This is a genomic window from Sphingobacterium anhuiense (genome assembly GCF_042686355.1).
In the GTDB taxonomy this organism is placed as follows: domain Bacteria; phylum Bacteroidota; class Bacteroidia; order Sphingobacteriales; family Sphingobacteriaceae; genus Sphingobacterium; species Sphingobacterium anhuiense.
This window is the reverse complement of sequence record NZ_JBHUPE010000010.1, coordinates 51106-73751: the sequence shown is the minus strand read 5'-3', so window position 1 is coordinate 73751 and position 22646 is coordinate 51106. Positions and strand designations below refer to the sequence as shown.

Below are 22646 nucleotides of genomic sequence, written 5' to 3'. Positions count from 1 at the left end.
ACAAAAATCTTGTGTATTCTATCATATTTTGTTCCTACTTTTAAGGTATGAACTCAATGATTGAAAAGCTTTACAAAATAGCAAAAAAAGATAGTCGCTTCATAATAGGACTTATGTCAGGGACTTCATTGGATGGTCTTGATATTGCACTTTGTAGAATAAGTAATAGTGGTAAGTCTACACAAATTAGCGTAGATAATTTTATTACAATGGACTATCAGGATGAGTTTAGAAAATACGTAAGAGGTGTTTTTGCAAAGCGTACAATTGATCAACAGCTGCTCTGCGGACTTCATGCTTACGTCGGAAATGTACATGCAGCACTGATTAATCAGGCTCTTGAAAAATGGGGGATTCCACATACAGAAATCGATTGTATTGCTAGCCATGGGCAGACAGTATACCACGCTCCACAAAGCCTTACAGATGATCAATTAATGCCTAACAGCACTCTTCAAATCGGGGATGGCGATCATATTGCTGTAAAAACTGGTATTATTACACTATCAGATTTTAGACAAAAACACATCGCTGCAGGTGGTGAAGGTGCACCTCTGACGGCCTACGGCGATTACTTACTTTTTTCGGACAGGAAAGAAAATCGATTTTTATTGAATATCGGTGGCATTGCTAATTATACCTTTATACCTAGCCAAGAAAGTGATTTGAAAGCTTTTGCAACAGATATCGGCCCCGGAAATACCATTATGAATCAGTTTGCAAAAGAAAAATTTGATATAGAGATGGATAAGGATGCAAACATCGCTACACAAGGAACTATCCATGAGGGACTTTTAAATGAGCTTTTAAAAGAACCATTTCTACAAGATGAATTCCCTAAAACAACTGGTCCGGAGCTCTTTAATTTGGATTATCTAAAAAAATGTCAGATAGCATCCAATAATCTTCATATGATTCCTGAAGATATCATGGCCACCTTAAATCAATTTACTGCAACATGCATCATTGACGCAATCCATAAGCTGTCAAAAACATTAAGCAATGTACATATCTACATCAGTGGGGGAGGTTTACACAATCCGCTATTGGTCGCTAAAATCAAAGCAGGATTGCCTCATCATAAAGTCTCCTCATTTGGAATACTAGGCATTGATCCCGACGCTAAAGAAGCAGTGTTATTTGCTCTACTGGCTAATGAAACATTGGTTGGCGACCGAGACAATGTAAGTCAAATAAAAGATTCTCCTGCAGTCTGTATGGGTAAAATTAGCTTACCTCAATAACAACTAATCATTATCAATAGCTTCGTGTAGATACTGCTTCAAAGGAAGCATTGTTTTATATAAGGCAATGATATTATTCAAAGCATTTTTATCAGTCAGAGCGCTATCGGATAAGCTTTTGTGTGCAACAAAGCTCTTTAATTTTAAAAATTCAATTGAAGGATGTGTTGCCTCATAGCCAGCAGGGGGGCGTTTTAGTTTGTCTTCTTCTTCTAAAGTAAGACCACTTTTTTTCTGTAAATCTGCTATAATTGCATTAAATTTCTCTTCGTTATAATCTATTTCCTGACGAATAGCATCTAAATGTTTTTTTTCTGGTCTCCAGTAACCACAGGCAATAAATGAATTATCTGGAGAGATGTGGATATAATATTCTGGTCCGTCCAATTTACGGCCATCTTTGGAAATACCTGCACCGAACCAATTTTTATAGGGTGTTTTGTCTTTTGAAAAACGCGTATCACGATAGATACGAAACAAACATTTATTGGCCTGAATATCGGTCGTAATATGAGGATCAAATTGAGACAGGCTATTAATCAAATCAGCCACAAACAAACGAACATCAGCTAAAGCCGCTTCATAGCGTTCTTTCTCTTCTGCAAACCATTCGCGGGTATTGTTATCCTGTAAATCTTTTAAAAATTTAAACGTATTTTGATTAATATGTCCCATAAATATGATCTTAATTTACTAAAAACAAAAATAAATATACCAAAGGTCCAGCGATTAATAAACCGTCGAATCGATCTAATAAACCTCCGTGTCCAGGTAATATATGTCCAGAATCTTTCACATTTAAGCTTCTTTTAAGCATCGATTCTACCAAATCACCCAATGTACCAAATACAGCAATTATCATTGCTACAATAATCCATTGCCATTGCGGTATTGTTTCAAAATAATGTGCTAAACATAAAGATACAAGAACTGCCAATACAATACCACCAATAAAACCTTCCCAGGTTTTCTTTGGAGAAATTCGCTCAAAAAGTTTATGTTTTCCCAAGGATCTCCCAGCTAAATAAGCCCCTGTATCACTCGTCCAAAGTAAAATCATAAAACCCAAAGGTAAAAAATGATTAAATGAACCACCTATATAGCCTAATCTTGTAAAACAATAAAAAGGAAATCCAACATACAGAATACCTAAAATGGTAAAGCCGATATCATTAAAGGGGAAATCACGCTTTTGATAAAGAGCTTGTATATAGATCGCTAAAAGAAAAGGGATGCATAACAAAATATACTTCGCCTCAAAAATGCCTAAACTATATAACGCTGTTGTACTAAATAAAACAACTGTAGTCAATATACCTAAAGCTTTACTTGGTCTACGATCTTCTGAGCTAACAATACCATAAAACTCATACAGACACCAGGCGCTTAATAAAGAAAAAAATCCAAGGAAAACTGCGTCGCCCAGAAGCATAGCCCCAACCATGACGATGATAAAGAAAAATCCTGTAATAGCTCTAGTTTTCATACTAATCTTCGCTTTCTGTCGTAGATTCGATTAAAACTAATGCCTGTTGCTCATCTTCTTGATTCACATAAAGCTCAATCTTACCAAATACAAGGTATGATGAGTCCTGCTTATTTAATACAATAGCAGGTATCCCGCTTTCTTCTAACATTTGTTTAACGATCTCAGCTTCTATTGCATTAGTATACACTTTAATCTTCTTCCAGCCTTGCTCCATATGGGATTTTTTTAGTTGAACGATAATATAATACTACAAAAATAACAGTAAATATTAAGCTTGCAAGGTAAACCCAAATTGGTTCTTGTTCAAAGTTATTCATTTCTTCGAAAGGTATCCCTTTTCTTGTATAATAAAACGCTGTAATGGTGGCACTTGCATTATTAATAAAATGGCCAAAAATAGGCAAATATATGTTTCTACTCCAGACATAGAGATATCCAAAAAAGGCACCAAGAAGCATTCTAGGAATAAATCCAAAGAACTGCATATGAAATGCACTAAAGATTATTGCTACTAACCAAATGACCACGTGCTTATTCCATATCCAACGTCCAAAAATGTTTTGTAGACAGCCTCTAAAAACCATTTCTTCACCTACGGCCGGCACCACTGCTAAAATGATCAGATTGATCAATAAACCGCCCCAAGTTGACTCCTCTACAATTTGTTTAGTCATTACAGCGGCACTATCTTCACTAGCACGCATCCACTGCTGTACACCTTGAAGACTATCGGGCAATTGCATAGATTCATTCCAATACGCAAGCAATGACATCATAGGAATGAAACATAGCATGGCCGCAAAGACAAAAAGATATTGTAATGATGAAACCTTATTTATTCTTTCAAAATAGGGATGAATGCCTGATTCGCTACGATATAAGATCCAAGCTGGTAAAATAAATGTTGTAACACTACTGATCAGCAACATCCCTTTGAGTGCCACTGTATTTTCTTGAAAAAAAGATAAACTGAACGGACTCTCGGGAGACAAAATCTTCATAACCAATAGTGATAATCCCATCAATACCAATTGAATACTTACACCCAAAACGATCATGTAAAGCAATAATCTAAATAAAGATTTTCCGGGATTTATCTTTGTCACTAATTCTTCCATGTAGTACTTTTAATTTATTCTATAAATATATTACAATTAAAATTTATTACCTCAAAATCTTCTAAAAGATCTACTTTAAGCTATCATGCTACATCTAGAACAACGTCTATCTGGATATAGAAACCTGTAAACAAAAAAAATCCCGTTTCATTTAAAATGAAACGGGATTTCCATGTTTTTCAATTAATTAACCCGAATTGGATCAGCCGGTTTTTTCATGTTCTTGTAGGGATAATTTTTCATTTCTTCCAACAAGATCTGAACCGTTTTTTCCAATTGTGGATCACGACCTTCTATCAAATCCTTAGGTGTTTGTTCAACGAAAATATCTGGAGCAACACCTTCATTTTCGATGATATAATTGCCTTTCAAATCGTATACACCAAAGTTTGGTGAAGTGATTCTTCCTCCATCCAATAAAGGAGGATAACCGCTGATACCAACTAAAATACCCATAGTGGTACGGCCCACCAATTTTCCTAATCCTTTGTGGCGGAACATATAAGGCATCATATCTCCTCCGGAACCCGCATTTTCATTGATAATCATTGCTTTGGGTCCATAGATTCCATTACCTGGAGTATTGAATCCCTTTCCGTCCCGTATTCCCCATCCGGCGATTAAATCACGGGACAATAAATCAATTACGTAATCGGCAACCCAACCGCCACCATTGTTACGCTCATCAATTAATACCGCTTTTTTATCCATCTGAGAGAAATAATAGCGATTGAAAGCAGTGTATCCTTCTCCACCTGTGTTAGGCATATAAATATACGCGATCTGACCCTTGCTTAATTCTTCCACACGTTTTCTGTTGCGCTCCATCCACTCGGTGCTTCTTAAACTCATCTCATCAGAAAATGAGATTGGCTTCACCACATATTCTTTAGCGCCAACTAAACTAGGTTTTGTATTGACTTTAATGCTTACCTGTTTGCCTACAGTATTATCAAATAAACTGTACAGGTCCATATCGGCAGTAACTGCTGTACCGTTAACTGCTACTAAGTACATTCCCGATTTGATATTTAATCCCGGTTCGGACAAAGGCGCTTTAAATGATGGATTCCAATCTAAGCGTGTAAAAATTTTATCAAGCTTATAAAAACCTTTATCAATAGAATAATCAGCTCCTAAGACACCCACACTAACCGAAGGACCACTAGGTTGATCGCCTGGATAAATATAATTATGTCCAACAACCATTTCGCCCATCATTTCGTTCAATAAATAACCTAAATCAGAACGGTGACTTACATAAGGCAAGAACTTCTCGTATTTCGTTTTTACAGCATTCCAATCTGCTCCATGCATATTTTCAACGTAGAAATAATCTTTCTGCATTGCCCATACTTCATCGAATATTTGTTTCCACTCAGCAACAGGATCAACTAATTGTTTGATATTATCCAATTTCAATACACCAGTTGTAGGACTTGCCACTTTTTGACCTGCTGTTACAATATTAATACCTGTACTGGTCTGAATAATCATTTTCTTACCGTCGGCACTGATAGCATATGAGCGGATACCTGCGACAAGATCTTTTTCTTTGAAATCTGTAAAATCATAAGCATAGAGTGTCCCATTCTTGACATATGTCAATTGATTGACGACAGATCCATTGATACCATAAATACCATCACCTAATGGAAGCGCAACAATTCGATTATTGATATTATCAAAATCTATTTCTGTAGGCTGTACCGCAGGTTTTGAAGCTTCTTTGTTTGGTTCTTCTTTCTTCTCGTCTTTTTTCTTTTTATTAGCCTTTGCTGTTTCTTTAGGCTTTTCAGACTCCTCTTTCTCTTCTTTTATCGTTTCTTCATCACTTTCATTTTTGAAAATAGATGGTGTTTTACTGGATAAAATGAATGCATATGCTTCATAATTAGCACGACGCTCCGTTGCTGACATATGCAGTCCTGAATTTGTTAGTCCTACATTTGTACTTGCTGTGAAAAAAAGATACTTACCATCTCGACTAAATGAAGTCGATCGAACCGCACTCATACCATCGGTAATCTGTGTGCTTTTTTTACTGTCAAGATGATATAAAAATACTGCCGAAACGGAATTTGGAAGTGTTTTAATGTAAGAAATCCACTTCGAATCAGGTGACCAACTTGGTTGGAAATGATTAAAAACACGGCCAGTCTGAGCACTTTCACTATCCGAATCTACCTTGACTATCTTTTTACTATCGATATCAATGTAAAATAAATTCAAGTGAGAATCGTTATAAAACAATTTCTTAGAATCAGGAGACCAGGTAGGTTCAAAATAAAAATTAGATTCACCTAAAGTATACATGAGAGGTTCATCTTTTCCAAATTGATCGCGTAATTGAAGTACATATTTCCCTTTTTCACTCGAAATATAGGAAACCCATTTCCCGTTCGGAGACCAGCTTGGAAAGCGGTCATGTGCTCCTGGAGAATTTGAAATATTGCGAGCTTCACCTTTTTCTTTCGGTACAGAGAATATTTCCCCTCTCGCTTCGATAAGAGCACGTTGCCCGGTAGGGGAAATGTTCAAAGTGCGAATATCATCACGCATATTATCATAATGTGGTCTTTTATACAACGCATCATTACTCACATTAATTTTTAATGCTGTAGAAGACTTTGAATTGATATTGTAAATGTGTACTCTTCCTTCTTGTTCAAAGGTCAATTCCGATCCGTTGCCCGTCAATGTTCTGACGTCATAGTCAGTAAAATTGGTAATTTTATCGATTTTTTTTGATTTGACATCGTACGAGAAAATATTGACAATTTTATCTCTGTCCGAAAGGAAGTAAACCTTATTATCCAACCATACCGGCTTAACGTCATTGCAGCGCTCTCCAGGGATTATTTCGATTTGATTACTCTTTGTGTCGAAAATCCAAATGGATGGCATACCACCGCCCCTATAGCGCTTAAAAGCAACACGGTCACGTTCCGTAGGATCTGTATTTTTTATATAAGCCCAATAGCGTCCATCTTTAGAAGGGCTACCCTGATAAGCCTCTGGCATAGGAAGCGATTTGTCCAATGTCAATCCAGTAACAGATGAAGAATATAAACGTGGACTTAATGCATAATTGTATTCGCGGGTTGTGGTATAATATACTTCATTATTATTTAGCCAGCCTCGCAGCACATCAGATGCGGGATGAAAAGTAATACGTTTAGGTTCACCACCTTCAATCGGCATGACATAAACGTCTGTATTACCATCATAATTACCCGTAAAAGCAATCTGTTTTCCATCCGGTGAGAAGATGGGGTTTTGTTCAACACCAGGATTTGTCGTTAATCTTCTTGGATTTGCTCCAGATTTATCCGAGATCCAAATATCACCTCCATATACGAAAGCAATATTTTCGGCACTAATACTAGGACTTCTCAATAACAAAGTTTCTTGTGCTTCTACTGAAAAAGCACCCGATAAAGCCATTACTAATCCTAAAAATCGAAGTTTAGGTTTTAACATATATTTAAAGATAAAATAGGGTTTTTATTGTGCTGTAAAAATAACCAATAATTTATCAATAAATTATGTATATCAATTAAGTTGCAATAAAAAAACCCCAATTAAAAAATTGGGGCTTAAATATCAATATAAGGCTGTTTTTTAGAAACCGTAGTCTTGTTCTATTTCTAAAACAACACCTTCGTCTACTAAAACACGTCCACAGTGTTCACAGATAATAATTTTCTTACGTTGACGAATCTCAGATTGTAGTTGTGCAGGGATTTTATTATGACATCCTGAACAGCTATCACGGTCAATTGAAACAACTGCTAGACCATTCTTGAATGAATTACGTAAACGGTAATAAACTTTATTTAAGCGTTCATCAATGTTAGCTTCCGCTTTTTCAGCTTTAGCCAACAAATCATCTTCATCTTTTTGAGTTTCAGAAGTAATTGTTTCCAATTCTTTCTTTTTACCTTCTAACTCACCTTTACTATACTCTAAATTAGATACTGTCGTATCGTAGTTTTCTGTTTTATTGCGAATTTCGAATTCGAATTCTTTAATTCTTTTTTCACAAACTTGGATTTCTAATCCTTGAATTTCAATTTCTTTCGAAATAGCATCATATTCACGATTATTTTTTACTTCGTTCAGTTGACTTTCATATTTTTTGATAGCCAATTGAGCGTCTTTAATCATGTTCTTACGCTTAACGATCGAATCTTCTAACTCATCTAAGTCTGTTCTGATCTTTTCGATACGTGTTTCTAAACCCGCAATTTCATCTTCAAGATCTGCAACCTCGATAGGTAATTCTCCTCTAATTTGGCGAATTTTATCTACTTTAGTATGTATGGCCTGTAATAACCATAATGCTTTCAATTTTTGTTCTACGGTTTGTTCCATCAACAATAGTGTTTTATAGGATTTGTATCTACTTCTGTTATTAGGACTGCAAAGTTAGGAAATTTTTCTGTAATTATATCGAACAATAATTCTTGCGTAAATTGTTCGCTTTCATAATGACCAATATCTGCAATCACAATTTGATTTTCTGCATCAAAAAATTCATGATATTTATAATCGGCTGTAACAAAAAAATCCGCTCCAGACCGCTTTGCGGTATTTAATAAAAATCCACCGGCACCACCACATACGGCAACCCTTGACACAGGTCTTCCCTGTAGAGCAGTATGTCTAATAACCTGCAGGTTTAAATTATTTTTTAAATAGGCTAAAAAATCCTGTTCAGACATAGGACTTTCTAAATTTCCAATAACTCCAGCTCCGACTTCTTGATTTTTATTTTCCAGTTTAAGCGTATCGTAAGCAACTTCTTCATAAGGATGTGATTCATACATAGCCAAAAGAACTTTACGTTCAATAGCTTTTGTATAAACAACTTCAATTCTGGTCTCTTCCACTCTTTCTTGTAGCCCAATTTCCCCAATAGTTGGTTGTGCTTCGCCATGAGGTCTAAATGTACCATAACCGGCAGTATTAAAACTGCATTGATCGTATTTGGTCCCAACTTTACCTGCGCCAGCATCAAATAGAGCTTCTCTAACCAATTCGACATGGCTTCGTGGGACATAGACCACAAGTTTATACAAAAGATTAGATTTAGGTTCTAAAATAGCCTGATTTTGAAGATTTAACAGGGAGGCTATCTTTGAATTAACACCACCTGTTATATTATCCAGATTCGTATGAATAGCATACAGCGCAATATCATGTTGAATTGCTTTTATAACAGTACGCTCCACGTAATTGTTTCCATTAAATTTCTTCAGACCTTTAAAAACAATGGGATGATGAGAAACAATTAAATTACATCCTTTAGCAATTGCATCATCAACTACCTCTTCAGTACAATCTAAAGAAATCAATATTTTTGAAAGTTCTTGATCCGGATCTCCCACGATTAAACCGCAATTGTCATACGACTCCTGTAGATCTAATGGTGCTATCCTTTCCAGATAAGCAGTAATTTCCTTAATCTTCATGTTTATTCTCTAATTCTTCTTGATCCCTAAAAGTATTATGTTGCTCTAATATACGCTTATAATTTTTGATATCAACCCAATAATTAATCATGGTTACAAAATGAAAAATAATAGCAACAACAGATATAAATGGGGGTAATGGAATATTTGTCGCCAAATATATCCAGCCATATAGTGAACCTTTCTTAAATGTCGGAGATTCATCTACAGCGATTTTACGATCAAAAAATTCATTAATTAACGAATCCCGTAAACGTCTTGCTACTTCAAAATTCCAATAAATATTAAATAAAGGAATAGCGATACCAAATACCTGATTAGGTTTTATACATTGATTTTCTTCTGACACCAATAATAATGTCTTTCTCATCGTATTGGCTAAAAACAGCCAAATAACAATACGAATAATATAAATTGCAATTACTGTATAGATAAACTCCGGCTTTGAAATTTCCTTCAATAACTGTTCTTGTAATTCTACTTGATCCATCTGTGCTAATTCTCGTTATGCAGTAAAGATACCAATTCTTTTAAATTCTTTATTCGTCGATTTTGATCAATTACCCTTAAAATGATATTTATATTAAAAGCTTTAACCTATTCCCAAATAGTGAAAGAGTGGGGGATTTATTAGATTATTATCCGACTGTATTCCTGCAACTTAGCAAGTTTTATGAAAAATAAAGTTCATATAAAAAATATATCTAATTAATAATCAGACGTGTATTTCAAAAGCATAGTATGCCGTATACAACTGAGATAATGATTGCAATCTACATGGAATCATTTAATACAACGCGTTTCAAAAACTATTCGTTATCAACAGATAAAATAACAGAGTAAATAAGTACTTACTCACCACATTTCACCCCATTTAAAACACCTCAGTGAGGTTTTTAATTTCAGTATGCGAACTTACCACACTAGGGTAGGGGAGACCATTACTAGTAAAGCAAAAATATAGCAGGTCTTTTATGAAAATCATCGGATCTCTTTTTCCATTGATCAATAGTCAATGTTTTAATAAATTCAGCATCATCTGTGAGATCACATGCAACACAAAGTTTAGTTTGTCCTTTACATGTTTTTAATAATTCGGCCAGTAATTGATTATTTCTGAAAGGAGTTTCTATAAAAATTTGTGTCTGATCTTCCTTTGATGCCTGTAGTTCCAATTCTTTTATACGTTTTGAACGATCTGTTTTATCAATAGGTAGATATCCTTGGAAAGCAAATTTTTGTCCACTAAAACCCGAAGCCATTAAGGCTAATAAAATAGAACTAGGCCCAACTAATGGCACAATCTTAATTCCTTGACGATGTGCTTCAGCCACAATATCAGCACCGGGGTCAGCAACACCTGGGCAACCAGCTTCGGACATGAGACCGACATTTTTACCTGCTAGTAAGCCCTTGAAAAAATCTTTAATGTTTCCTTTATCTCGTGCATGCTTACCATAATCATAAATGATCAAATCCTTTTGAGGAATCTTAAGACCAGCTTGTTTAAGAAACTTACGTGCTGTCTTCTCATTCTCCACAATATATTCATCCAAGCTATTTATTGTCTCCACTAAATAGGAAGTGAAAGATTTTGCTGATGCTTCCTCGCTAAGAGGAACCGGAATCAAAAATAGTGTACCTTTTTGCATATTTACAAACCTACTAAATTGTCTTTCATAACAGATGCATTTTTCAATATAATGTAAAACCTTATCATTTTTTTGAGTATTTAAACTCATTATTAGTAACTTAGTTGCATAGCAAAAAAACTGTATATGACAACTCAAATAACAGAAGGAATAAAAATTTCAGTAGAATGCGTTTTTCAACCTGAATATTCTAATCCAGAAAGAGATCATTTTATGTTTGCTTATCTAATAAGTATAGAAAACTTAAGTGATTCAAGTATTAAGCTCATGAGCCGCTACTGGAATATTTTCGATTCAATCGGAGATCATAATGAAGTATATGGTGACGGTGTAGTCGGAGAACAGCCCATTATTGAACCAGGTCAAATGCATCAATATACATCAGGATGCAATTTAAAAAGTGAGATGGGCTATATGGAAGGTTACTTTAATATGATCAAATTGATAGACGACTCTTCATTCAAAGTTGACATCCCTAGATTTAACTTGATTGCAAATTACGTATTGAACTAGATCATTATCACCTGCATTTCATCTTATCCAGATCTTCTCCAAAGATTACATATAAAAGGCGAAAATTACTTACTTTTGCGTGATACATTTGTGAGTGGAAATTATTTTCTAAATAATCAAATTCATATATCTTCCTTATTCATCGCGATTGATTTTACATGTGATAAAATCTGCTTGAATAAATTGGACATACTGTTGCTAGGGACCAACATTTAAAATCTCCTATTAAATGACCAACTGTCATTTATTCTTAATAAAATAATACGTTAGCAATGTGCTAACTTTTGCATATAATTTACTACCATCAAAGTTATTTATACTAGAGGGTAGACATTCATAGTTTTTAATACATAGAAGTGTATTGAAAAACACAGGAAAAAACACAAAGCACTAATAATCAGTATTTTATGTTTTTCTTATGTGTAAATTATGCAATTTATTGAACAAGAAAAATTAGGAAATTAACGTGAGTATATTAGCAACTGAACAAGTAAGTCATTCATTTCATGATAGATGGCTTTTTAAAGATTTACATTTTGGACTTCTAAAAGGGGATAGAGTAGCCTTAGTAGGTATTAACGGAACAGGAAAATCAACCCTTCTCTCCATATTAGGTGGCAAATTAGAACCTACCTCCGGAAAAGTTGTTAAAGAAAAAGGTATCAAGATTGGTTTTTTAGATCAAGATCCTAAATATGATGGATTAACCTCCATTAACGATTTTATATATTCAACTGACAACGAAGAACAGCGATTAATTAGAGATTATGAAGAGCTTTTGGCTATGCCAGAAATTGATCAGAATAAATTAGAAGAGCTGACAGAAAAAATAACAACCCTCAATGCATGGGAGTATGAGTATAATATTAAGACTATTTTGAATAGACTTAATATTGTCGATTTTCATCAAGATATAAAGAGTCTTTCGGGAGGACAACGTAAGCGACTAGCTCTAGCAAAACTTTTAATAGACGAACCGGATGTTTACATTCTAGATGAGCCTACCAACCATTTGGATATTGAAACAATAGAATGGCTTGAAAAACTTTTGACAACAGGAAATAAAACTGTATTACTGGTTACCCATGATCGTTATTTTTTAGATAACATTTGTACAGAGATCAGAGAATTGGATAGGGGAAAGCTGTTTACTTATAAAGGAAACTATTCATACTTCCTCGAGAAAAAATCTGATCGCGAAGCGATCGACGCAGTAATGGTAGAAAGAAGTAGAAATCTATTACGTCGGGAACTAGAATGGATGAGAAGACAACCGCAAGCACGTGGTACAAAATCCAAATCTAGAATAGATGCCTACTATGAACTTGAAGATAAATCAAAAGCTCAAAAAGCAAATGATTCAGTTCAGCTAAGTGTTAAGATTAGTAGGCAAGGTTCAAAAATTTTAGAATTAGAACATGTCTCTAAAAACTATGGAGATAAAGTCATCATAAAAGATTTTTCTTATGTTTTCAAAAAAGGTGACCGGATAGGATTAGCCGGTAAAAATGGAACAGGTAAATCGACCTTTCTAAATCTAATTACACAAAATGAAACTGCTACCAGTGGAAGTATTGCTGTTGGAGAAACGACTGTTTATGGATATTACAAACAAGGTGGTTTAGAAGTAAGCGAAGGAGATCGAGTTCTTGATGTTGTAAAAAATGTAGCAGAATATATCAAGATGGCAAATGGTGAAGTGATCACAGCTTCACAATTATTGACACACTTTTTGTTTCCTCCTGAAAAACAATTTGGTTTCGTAAGCAAGTTGAGTGGGGGTGAGCGTAAGCGTTTACAACTAATGCGCGTGTTGATGTTAAACCCGAACTTCCTAATACTCGATGAGCCATCAAACGATCTTGATATTGACACCTTAAATGTTCTAGAAGATTTCTTAATGAACTATAATGGCGTACTTATATTAGTTTCTCACGATAGGTATCTACTAGATAAATTGACAGAGCAATTATTCATATTTGAGGGAGAGGGAAAAATTGATATCTATAATGGTAATTATGCCGATTATAAAACAGAGCAGGATATCTTACTAAAAGAACAAAAACAGAAAAAAGATATTCCTGTTCAAAAGAAAGAAGAAGTAAAGGAAGAAAAGAAAAAGCTTTCATATAAAGAGCAATTGGAGTACGATAAACTGGAAAAAGAAATACAGCAATTGGAAGAACTCTTGGTAGAAAAAAACAATACGCTTCATTCTACGGTGGACCACGTACAACTATCAAGTATAGCAAAAGAAATAGAAGATATACAAAATAGTATAGACGTAAAATCTGAAAGATGGTTGAGTCTAGCAGAACTGATGTAAAAACAACACGCTACGTTTCACGTGAAACGTAGCGTAATAAATAATAAAAACTAAACAATCAATTCCAGCGTTTCACGTGGAACTTTGAAATAAAATAAGATGTTTAAAAAATATAACGTTATCGTAGTTGGTGCAGGACATGCCGGCTGTGAAGCCGCGGCGGCAGCCGCAAACCTAGGTTCATCTGTACTTCTCATTACCATGAATATGGGAGTAATCGCACAGATGAGTTGTAATCCAGCAATAGGTGGAGTAGCAAAAGGACAAATCGTAAGAGAGATTGATGCCATGGGTGGCTATACGGGTATCATCGCAGATAAATCAACTATTCAATTTAGAATGCTTAATCTGTCGAAAGGACCTGCTATGTGGAGTCCCAGAACGCAGAATGATCGTATGCGATTCGCAGAAGAATGGAGATTACAACTGGAAGCTCTGCCAACATTAGACATGTGGCAAGATACCGTGAAAGAAGTGATCGTTAAAAATGGAAAAGCTTGCGGTGTCATCACTTCTTTAGGAATAGAAATAGAAGCAGACGCAGTAGTCCTAACAAATGGAACTTTTCTAAATGGTGTTATTCATATTGGTGAAAAGAAATTCGGTGGCGGGAGAACAGGAGAGAAGGCAGCAACAGGTTTGACAGAACAACTTGTATCACTAGGCTTCGAGTCCGGTAGAATGAAAACCGGAACACCTCCGCGAATCGATGGAAGAAGCTTAAATTATGCTTTGATGGAAGAGCAATGGGGCGATGATAATCGAGGTCGGTTCTCTTATACAGATACTCCATTACCGACAGAGCAACGCTGTTGCTGGATCACATATACCAATGATAAGGTACATGAAATGTTGAAAACAGGTTTTGAAAGATCGCCTATGTTCACAGGTAGAATTAAAGGTCTCGGCCCACGTTACTGTCCTTCGATAGAAGACAAAATCAATCGCTTTGCAGAACGTGAAAGACATCAGATTTTTGTAGAACCAGAAGGATGGACTACGAATGAAATTTATGTTAATGGCTTCTCCACTTCTTTACCGGAAGACGTGCAACAAAAAGCTTTACAATTGATCCCAGGTTTTGAAAATGCAAGAATGTATAGACCAGGTTATGCTATAGAATATGATTTCTTTCCACCTATGCAACTTGATCTAACTTTGGAAACACTCATTGTAAAGCATCTCTTTTTTGCAGGACAGATTAATGGTACTACAGGTTATGAAGAAGCAGCAGCGCAAGGATTCATTGCAGGTATCAACGCACACCAACGCATTAATGATGATAAAGAACTAATCTTAAAAAGATCTGAATCTTATATAGGCGTACTAATTGATGACTTAGTAACAAAAGGAACTGATGAGCCATACCGCATGTTTACTTCCAGAGCAGAACACCGGTTACTACTAAGACAAGATAATGCAGATATCAGATTAACACCGATTGCCCATAAATTAGGATTAATAGGAGATGAGCGACTGAATAAAGTAAATGAGAAAATTAAAAATTCAGATCATATTATTCAGTATCTTAAACAAAATTCAACAACAGTCGATAAGATGAATCCTATCTTAGACGAAGTTGGATCAAGCTTGATTTCACAAAAAACAAAATTGGTTAATTTACTAGGAAGACCACAAATCAATATCTATGACCTCGCGAAAGGTGATTCAGATTTTGGATCCTATTTAAACCAGTTCGACAAAGAGACAATAGAGCAGGCGGAAATCAAAGTCAAATATGAAAGCTACTTCGAGAAAGAAATGGAAATCGTAAACAGAATGAAAAAAATGGAAGATAGAGAAATCAATCCAGATTTTGATTATTCTTCCTTAGTTTCGTTGTCGATAGAAGCAAGACAAAAACTTGCTCAGGTAAAACCAAGAACATTGGGCCAGGCATCCAGAATATCAGGTGTATCACCATCCGATATTAGTGTTTTAATGGTACATATGTCATAATAATCTGATTTACAGTTACTTGTATAATAAATATTATCAATGCAAAATAAAGCGATATAAAGTATTATTATTTCATTTATGAGTCAACATTCAAAAAAAAATAAAACAAGCTTAAAAAGCATTAAAAGCACACTAATCACAAGGTTAGTGCTTTTAAGCTTGTTTTCTTCTCTGATTTTATTAACTGTGCAATGTGCAAGCATAAAGCAGCCAACAGGTGGACCGAAAGATTCAATTGCACCGGTTGTACTCAATGAGTATCCTAAGAATTTCTCAAAAAATTTCAAAGAGAAAAAAATTAGCATCACATTAGATGAGTATATTAAACTCAATAATCAGCAAAAGGAAATCAGTGTTTCTCCTGATATGGATAAGCCACCACAATTTAAAATTAAAAAGAAAGTACTCGAAATTACCTTACCAGATTCTTTAGAACAGAATACTACCTATACCATCAATTTTGGAAAGGGTCTCGTTGATTATAATGCGAGTAATCCAATCATCAATTACAGTTATGTATTTGCAACAGGAGATCAGATTGATTCATTATCAATATCAGGAAATGTAACCAATGCTTTGACAAAGGAGAAAGAAAAGGAAGTCCGGGTATTATTAATTCCAGTCAGTCAGGATTCTATATTTGGCAAAAAGAAAGCCAATATTTTTGCGCAAACAGATACAATTGGTAATTTTAAAATCAGTAATCTAAGAGCTAATACCTATCGCATTTATGCACTAAAGGAAACAAACAATGACCGTATCTATAACGGCGCAGATGAACTAATCGGTTTCTTAAAAGACTCCATTGTATTGGACAAAGACTTAACGAATATTAATCTTCAAATATCAAAAGGTACACCACTTAAATTTAGAGTAGTTGACAAGAAAATTGAAAACACAGGACGGATACATTTAGTTTTCAATAGGGGTATTAAAAAGCCAAACTTAGTGCTACTAAATGATGATGAAAATGATAAATCAAAAATTGTTAAGTACTCGGAAGCACAAGATTCAGCGTTAATTTTTATTAATAACCTGGAAAGAGATTCTTTAAAATTTGTCTTATCAGAAAACAATACAGTACTTGATACCATATTGGTAAAGAAATCGAATCTGAAATTGGATAGATCAATTGTTCCAACAACTTCTCCATCTACAGGTAAAGTTGACCGCGTAAAACATCTAACAATATCATCTTTAACACCTATAAAATTAATAGATAAAAGCAAAGTAAAATTGATAGAAGATAGCATTGCTAAAACAAATTTTCAACTCCAATTGGATACTAATGTTGCCAATCTTTATCACTTAAGATACAATTGGAGAAAGCAAAAAAACTATGAAATTATTCTTGAAGAAGGCGCAATGCAAGGCTATTTCGGTGAAAAAAATAAAGAGAAAAAGCTGACACTCGCTTATGATGATAGTGATAATTACGGCGATATAACGTTTACTTTTACTGCCATTGACAGTGCAAGACAGTACATCGTAGAACTTATTGATGAGAAAAAAGAAAAAGTATTCCGAAGAGATATTCTCAATAATTCAATCGGGAAAGTAGCTTATAAAGAGTTCCCCGGTGGTAAATATTCCATCAGAATAATACGCGACGATAACAAGAATGGCATTTGGGATCCTGGAGAAGTTTATAAATTAACGCAACCAGAACCCCTAGTATATTTAAACAAAACCTTTACAATACGTGCTAACTGGGAGCAAAATGAATCGTTCAGTTTACAGGAATTGAACGACTTGAATTAATCAAACCAGGAACTATAAAGCACATAATTATGCGGTAACTGCTGTAACAATAACCTTTGTTCATCAGTTATCGCTTTTATTTTTTTAGCCGGCACTCCAGCATATAAATACCCCGATTCACATACTGTATTTTCCAAAACAACAGCTCCTGCTGCAATAATAACATGGCTTTCTAGCACAGCATTATCCATAACAATGGCCCCCATACCTATCAGCACATAATCATGTACAACACAACCATGTACCATCGCCTGATGGCCGATGTTCACATAGTTACCAATCGTTGTACCAGCCTTTTGATAGGTACAATGAATAACAACCCCATCCTGAATATTGGTATAATTACCGATACGGATATAATTTACATCTCCTCTAACGACAGCATTAAACCAAACTGAACAATGCTCTCCCAGCTCAACATCACCTACAATAGTACAATTAGGCGCTATAAAGCAGTTATCTTTAAATTTAGGGCTAATACCCTTTACTGGTAATATGCAGGCCATAATTGTTCTAAAATAAAGTATCTGTTAAAGTATCAGCATGTTGCGGATAATCTGTTGTAAAATGCAGTCCCCTACTTTCTTTTCTTAATAAAGCAGATTTTGTCACAATGAAAGCCACCTGTATCACATTTCTAAGTTCACATAGTTTAACTGACAATTTTGTATGCCTATAAAAGTCTTCAGTCTCCCCATACAATAAATGCAATCGATTGAGTGCTCGTTCTAATCTAAAATCTGAACGTACAATACCGACATAATCACTCATCACTTTTTGACACTCTCGCAGATTATGTGTAACCAAAATATCTTCATTGGAAAGCTTTGCTTTTGAATCATCCCATTCTGGCACTCCTACCGCATAATCGGCTGTAGAAATCACTTTTGTAGCATCTAGGTAAATACGATGCGCATATACCAATGCTTCTAACAAGGAGTTGGAAGCTAGGCGATTTGCGCCATGTAAACCTGTCGATGAACATTCGCCACAAGCATATAAATTTTGAATACTGCTACGTCCAAAATCATCAACATAGATACCCCCGCATAAATAGTGCGCAGCTGGTGTAACAGGAATAAAATCCTTACTCATGTCGAGTCCAATAGACAAGCATTTCTCATAAATATTTGGAAAATGTTTAATAATATCCTCCTTCTCACGGTGGGTTATATCTAAATAAACATAATCAATTCCTGACTTTTTCATCTCGGCATCGATTGCTCGAGCCACAATATCCCGAGGTGCCAATGAAGCTCGTTCATCGTATTCAGCCATGAAATCATCCCCATTAATACGTCTTAGAATACCGCCAAAACCACGCACAGCTTCCGAAACCAAAAACGCTGGTGAGTCACTCGGATTATACAAAGCAGTAGGGTGAAATTGCATAAATTCCATATTTCGCACCTTACCTTTTGCACGGTAAACCATCGCAATTCCGTCACCTGTGGCAATAGTTGGATTGGTTGTACTTGCATATATATGGCCAGCACCACCAGAAGCCATCACCGTAGTTTTGCTCAAAATCTTATCAACCTGATGCGTATTTGTATTGAATGCATAGATGCCAAAACACTTAATATCGCTCCTTTGCTTATCGACAAATTCACCTAAATGGTGCTGTGTTATTAAATCTATAGCAAAATAATGCGTCAACATTTCGATATTTGGATGCTCGTGTATTTTCTGCAAAAGAGACCTTTCAATTTCATACCCCGTGATATCTTTATAATGCAAGATACGATTGGCAGAATGACCTCCCTCCTTCGCAAGATCATAAAATCCACTGTCCGATTTATCAAATGAAGTTCCATATGAAATCAATTCGTTAATACGTTCTGGAGCTTCCCGAACTACGTTTTCCACAATATTCACATCACATAAACCATCCCCAGCAATCTGAGTATCAATTATATGCTGCTCAAAGCTATCAGACTTATCCACAACTGCGGCCACTCCTCCTTGTGCGTATTTTGTATTTGATTCATCTTCGTTAGATTTTGTGACAATCAATACTTTACCATGATCAGCAGCTTTTAAAGCAAAGCTTAATCCCGCTATTCCAGACCCAATTACAAGGAAATCTACCTTTTTTTCTGACATAAAATAATATTACATGTGACCAGCACATTTTGACTATTCAAATTAACAAAAAATGTGGAAAACGTGTAAATAAAAGGTTAAATAAAAATGATAACTTTTTTTTTATTGTTGATATCTCCTATTTCTCACAAAATTCTTAAAAGTTATTAGCACAAAAATGCTCGTTTATCAACATAAATTAACATCAAAAAAATTCACATTTTTTTATTGAAAACAAAATCAAGGAAAAATCAGATAATTAAAAATCAGGCCTTTAAAATGAAATTAATGTGAATAAATTGTTAATAACTTTATAAAATCTTCATATCAAAATAAAAAATCACACTTTTATCCCCATTTTCCACACACTAATAAACAATAAGACCTTTTTATATAAAAAAGATTATTATTTATTAAAAAAAAAGAATGTGGAATACGTTTGATTTTCTTTGTTTAGTTTTGTCAAGTTGAATTTGAGGCTTTGAGAATTTGATTATTGATTAGGTATTGAAACTGAGATCAAATATTCAATTCTCAAGGGCTTTATTTCTTTTGAAAATAGTTTTAAACCCCTTTACAATGCGATAAATCTTATTTTTTAATCTTAAGATCTAAATAATGAACTGTTAAACAGCTTAATTGGCTTTTTTAGTGGCATTAGATTTCAATATTTTGATTTTATTTTTTTATTATTCTAAATATTGAATCTGAAATACTTGAAATTTGCTTTTTTATAAATTGGTCTAGATTTAAAACGAAAATTTTAGGTCATTTTATGCTGAGATCCCTTTGGTCAGTCTTTTTTGTAATTGTGTATACAGCATTTTCAAAATTTTTTATTTAAATCTCTCCTGGAGATCTTAAATACCATCTTCTCAAAAATCATATTTTTGAAATTTGAGATTAAAAAAATAAATTTTTCAACTTTTTTTTGAAAATGTTATTACGATTAAAGTCGTTTAGATTTGAATTTTTATAAAATTTTTTGGATTTTGTAAAAATTTGTGCTTTTAAAGTGGTTTATTTTATAAATAAGCTCGCTTAGAATTGAATATACTTTTTTTTAAAAAATGAATTATTCTACATTGTAATTTCAAAACCTTTAATTTGATTTTAGGCGTCTTGAGGAACTCTTATTTACTTCATCAGAATTATATTTTCAAAAAATTCTATCTATGGACGCTTTATTTTTTTTTAAAAATTAGCAGTCAAATATTTTTAGATCATCTTCAGATCCTAATAGCCGATGATCATAGCAGCTTCCACTTTTCAGTAATTTTTTTTTCGAACCTTATCTTTGGTATTTAAGAGCGCTTTACTTGCAATATTTGTTTTTTTAAAATTTTTCTGTTGATTTATAGGTTTTCTCAAGCGTTTATATTAAAAATTAAGTCCCTTACATTTAAATATTTGAAAACTTTGTGAATAAATTTTGCTGTAATTTATTTGTATAGCTTCAAAATAGTTTAGCTTTGTCCTATTGATTTGCATTAAAATCATCTTTGGTTTTTTAATTTATAGCATTTCATTAAAATTCTTTGATATTCTCACCATTCTATATTGTGATCAATACTGCGATATTTGATAATTTTAGAAGTAAAATTTCAAATATTCGATTCTAAGAGCCTTTAATTTGAATTTTGAGGCCTTTACAATTCGATATTTATATTTATGTGGACAACTATATTGAATATTTAAATCTCATATTGCTATACAGTGCTATTTAGATAGGTTTTTGTAGTCTTAAAATTCACCTTTTAAGAAATGTTGATAAGTATGTTAATTAACTTTATAACAAGTATTTACATTGGAATTTTAGCCTTAATTTCACCTGTTATTAACACATAGTAAAAATACGCTTTATTGAAATGTTGATAAGTGTGTTAATTAGCTGAATATTAATATACTATTTGTAACTATCAGTTAGTTACAGTTGGAATTATAAACATCATTTTCTATTTGAAAGATTTATTGAAGAACTATTCTTAATTTTGTAACGTAAATCAAATTAAGAAGAAGAATTAATGGATTTAGTAAATTACGATATTGAAGCTAAGGGCTATATTGATGCTCCTATAGATCCTAGCTTAGATTTGATACAAGAGATCAAACGTCTTAAGGAAGAGAAAAACGCCGTCATTTTAGCACATTACTATCAAGAAGCGGAAATACAAGATATAGCTGACTATATTGGTGATAGTTTAGGTTTATCTCAGGAAGCAGCAAAGACCGATGCTGATGTGATTGTTTTCGCTGGAGTGCACTTTATGGCTGAAACAGCAAAGATACTTTCACCATCAAAAAAAGTATTACTTCCAGATGCTAAAGCAGGCTGTTCATTGTCGGACTCATGTCCACCTCATCTATTTGCTAAGTTTAAGGAGCAGTATCCCGATCATCTGGTCATCACGTATGTAAACTGTACTGCAGAATTGAAAGCGCTATCTGATATTGTCTGTACTTCTAGTAATGCAGTTGAGATTGTGGAGAGTCTACCGAAAGATCAAAAGATCATTTTTGGACCAGATCGTAATCTTGGGGCCTATGTAAAGAAGAAGACAGGAAGAGATCTTGTTTTATGGAATGGTGCATGTATGGTGCATGAGATTTTTTCTCAGGATAAAATAGATCGTTTAAGAGCTGAACATCCCGATGCAAAATTCATTGCTCATCCGGAGTGTGAAGATCATATCTTAGCAAGTGCAGATTATGTAGGTTCTACCTCTGGAATGCTGAAGTTTACAATCAATGATCCTGCGACCACATATATAGTCGCTACAGAGTCGGGAATTATCCATCAGATGCAAAAGGCTAGTCCAGGTAAAACTTTCATTCCTGCGCCTCCAAATAATGCTTGTGCGTGTAATGATTGTCCACATATGAAATTAAATACGTTGGAGAAGCTTTATAATTGCTTAAAGTATGAAAGTCCGGAAATAACACTAGATGATTCCGTGATTGCCCGTGCACAACGACCTATTGAACGTATGTTGGAAATATCCGCACAATTAGGATTATAAAA

Annotated in this window: 17 protein-coding genes; 6 read left to right on the top strand and 11 right to left on the bottom strand. The window is 34.3% G+C overall.

The window, feature by feature from the left end; translation table 11 throughout:
• Nucleotides 1-56 precede the first annotated feature (56 nt).
• A complete protein-coding gene (locus ACFS6I_RS19830) occupies nucleotides 57-1244 on the top strand; it encodes an anhydro-N-acetylmuramic acid kinase (RefSeq protein ID WP_380923219.1) in 1188 nt (395 codons plus the stop codon).
• A gap of 3 nt (nucleotides 1245-1247) precedes the next feature.
• Here the strand turns inward: ACFS6I_RS19830 and ACFS6I_RS19825 are convergent, their stop codons facing one another.
• From ACFS6I_RS19825 to ACFS6I_RS19785, 9 genes are all read right to left on the bottom strand, one after another.
• A complete protein-coding gene (locus ACFS6I_RS19825; protein WP_380923217.1) occupies nucleotides 1248-1919 on the bottom strand; it encodes a DUF2461 domain-containing protein in 672 nt (223 codons plus the stop codon).
• Between the two features lie 10 nt (nucleotides 1920-1929).
• Nucleotides 1930-2730, bottom strand: a complete 801-nt coding sequence (locus ACFS6I_RS19820) for a phosphatidate cytidylyltransferase (RefSeq protein ID WP_132771758.1) — start codon at nucleotides 2728-2730, stop codon at nucleotides 1930-1932.
• Between the two features lies 1 nt (nucleotide 2731).
• The gene (locus ACFS6I_RS19815; protein ID WP_208700743.1) at nucleotides 2732-2947 is read right to left on the bottom strand and encodes a putative signal transducing protein; all 216 of its coding nucleotides are present in this window, start codon (nucleotides 2945-2947) and stop codon (nucleotides 2732-2734) included.
• Nucleotides 2922-3851 (bottom strand): CPBP family intramembrane glutamic endopeptidase, encoded by a 930-nt coding sequence (locus ACFS6I_RS19810; RefSeq protein ID WP_208700741.1) that lies wholly within the window; start codon nucleotides 3849-3851, stop codon nucleotides 2922-2924. Before ACFS6I_RS19810 ends, ACFS6I_RS19815 begins: the two co-directional genes overlap by 26 nt.
• A gap of 183 nt (nucleotides 3852-4034) precedes the next feature.
• Entirely contained in the window at nucleotides 4035-7334 is a 3300-nt protein-coding gene (locus ACFS6I_RS19805; RefSeq protein ID WP_380923214.1) for a S41 family peptidase, read from the bottom strand.
• Nucleotides 7335-7475: 141 nt separating this feature from the next.
• The gene (locus ACFS6I_RS19800) at nucleotides 7476-8228 is read right to left on the bottom strand and encodes a zinc ribbon domain-containing protein (protein ID WP_021189289.1); all 753 of its coding nucleotides are present in this window, start codon (nucleotides 8226-8228) and stop codon (nucleotides 7476-7478) included.
• Complete coding sequence (locus ACFS6I_RS19795; RefSeq protein ID WP_380923212.1) at nucleotides 8228-9328, bottom strand: Nif3-like dinuclear metal center hexameric protein; 1101 nt, start codon at nucleotides 9326-9328, stop codon at nucleotides 8228-8230. Before ACFS6I_RS19795 ends, ACFS6I_RS19800 begins: the two co-directional genes overlap by 1 nt.
• Nucleotides 9318-9818 (bottom strand): hypothetical protein, encoded by a 501-nt coding sequence (locus ACFS6I_RS19790; RefSeq protein ID WP_021189291.1) that lies wholly within the window; start codon nucleotides 9816-9818, stop codon nucleotides 9318-9320. Before ACFS6I_RS19790 ends, ACFS6I_RS19795 begins: the two co-directional genes overlap by 11 nt.
• 454 nt (nucleotides 9819-10272) lie before the next feature.
• Nucleotides 10273-10980 carry an SAM-dependent methyltransferase gene (locus tag ACFS6I_RS19785; protein ID WP_380923210.1) on the bottom strand — a complete coding sequence of 236 codons (708 nt, stop codon included), beginning with the start codon at nucleotides 10978-10980 and terminating at the stop codon, nucleotides 10273-10275.
• A gap of 126 nt (nucleotides 10981-11106) precedes the next feature.
• On the opposite strand from ACFS6I_RS19785, the gene apaG reads away from it, so the two are divergent.
• From apaG to ACFS6I_RS19765, 4 genes are all read left to right on the top strand, one after another.
• Nucleotides 11107-11493: a Co2+/Mg2+ efflux protein ApaG gene (apaG, locus tag ACFS6I_RS19780; RefSeq protein ID WP_380923208.1), complete on the top strand. Its 387-nt coding sequence runs from the start codon at nucleotides 11107-11109 to the stop codon at nucleotides 11491-11493.
• 466 nt (nucleotides 11494-11959) lie between these two features.
• Entirely contained in the window at nucleotides 11960-13819 is a 1860-nt protein-coding gene (locus ACFS6I_RS19775) for an ABC-F family ATP-binding cassette domain-containing protein (RefSeq protein WP_380923206.1), read from the top strand.
• A 99-nt stretch (nucleotides 13820-13918) separates the two neighbouring features.
• The gene (gene mnmG, locus ACFS6I_RS19770; protein ID WP_380923204.1) at nucleotides 13919-15778 is read left to right on the top strand and encodes a tRNA uridine-5-carboxymethylaminomethyl(34) synthesis enzyme MnmG; all 1860 of its coding nucleotides are present in this window, start codon (nucleotides 13919-13921) and stop codon (nucleotides 15776-15778) included.
• A 186-nt stretch (nucleotides 15779-15964) separates the two neighbouring features.
• The gene (locus ACFS6I_RS19765) at nucleotides 15965-17539 is read left to right on the top strand and encodes an Ig-like domain-containing domain (protein ID WP_380923203.1); all 1575 of its coding nucleotides are present in this window, start codon (nucleotides 15965-15967) and stop codon (nucleotides 17537-17539) included.
• Here the strand turns inward: ACFS6I_RS19765 and ACFS6I_RS19760 are convergent.
• The gene (locus ACFS6I_RS19760) at nucleotides 17536-18045 is read right to left on the bottom strand and encodes a gamma carbonic anhydrase family protein (protein WP_021189295.1); all 510 of its coding nucleotides are present in this window, start codon (nucleotides 18043-18045) and stop codon (nucleotides 17536-17538) included. The genes ACFS6I_RS19765 and ACFS6I_RS19760 overlap by 4 nt on opposite strands.
• A gap of 7 nt (nucleotides 18046-18052) precedes the next feature.
• Nucleotides 18053-19645, bottom strand: a complete 1593-nt coding sequence (nadB, locus tag ACFS6I_RS19755) for an L-aspartate oxidase (protein WP_168127991.1) — start codon at nucleotides 19643-19645, stop codon at nucleotides 18053-18055.
• A gap of 2003 nt (nucleotides 19646-21648) precedes the next feature.
• On the opposite strand from nadB, the gene nadA reads away from it, so the two are divergent.
• The gene (gene nadA, locus ACFS6I_RS19750) at nucleotides 21649-22644 is read left to right on the top strand and encodes a quinolinate synthase NadA (protein ID WP_132771749.1); all 996 of its coding nucleotides are present in this window, start codon (nucleotides 21649-21651) and stop codon (nucleotides 22642-22644) included.
• Nucleotides 22645-22646 lie beyond the last annotated feature (2 nt).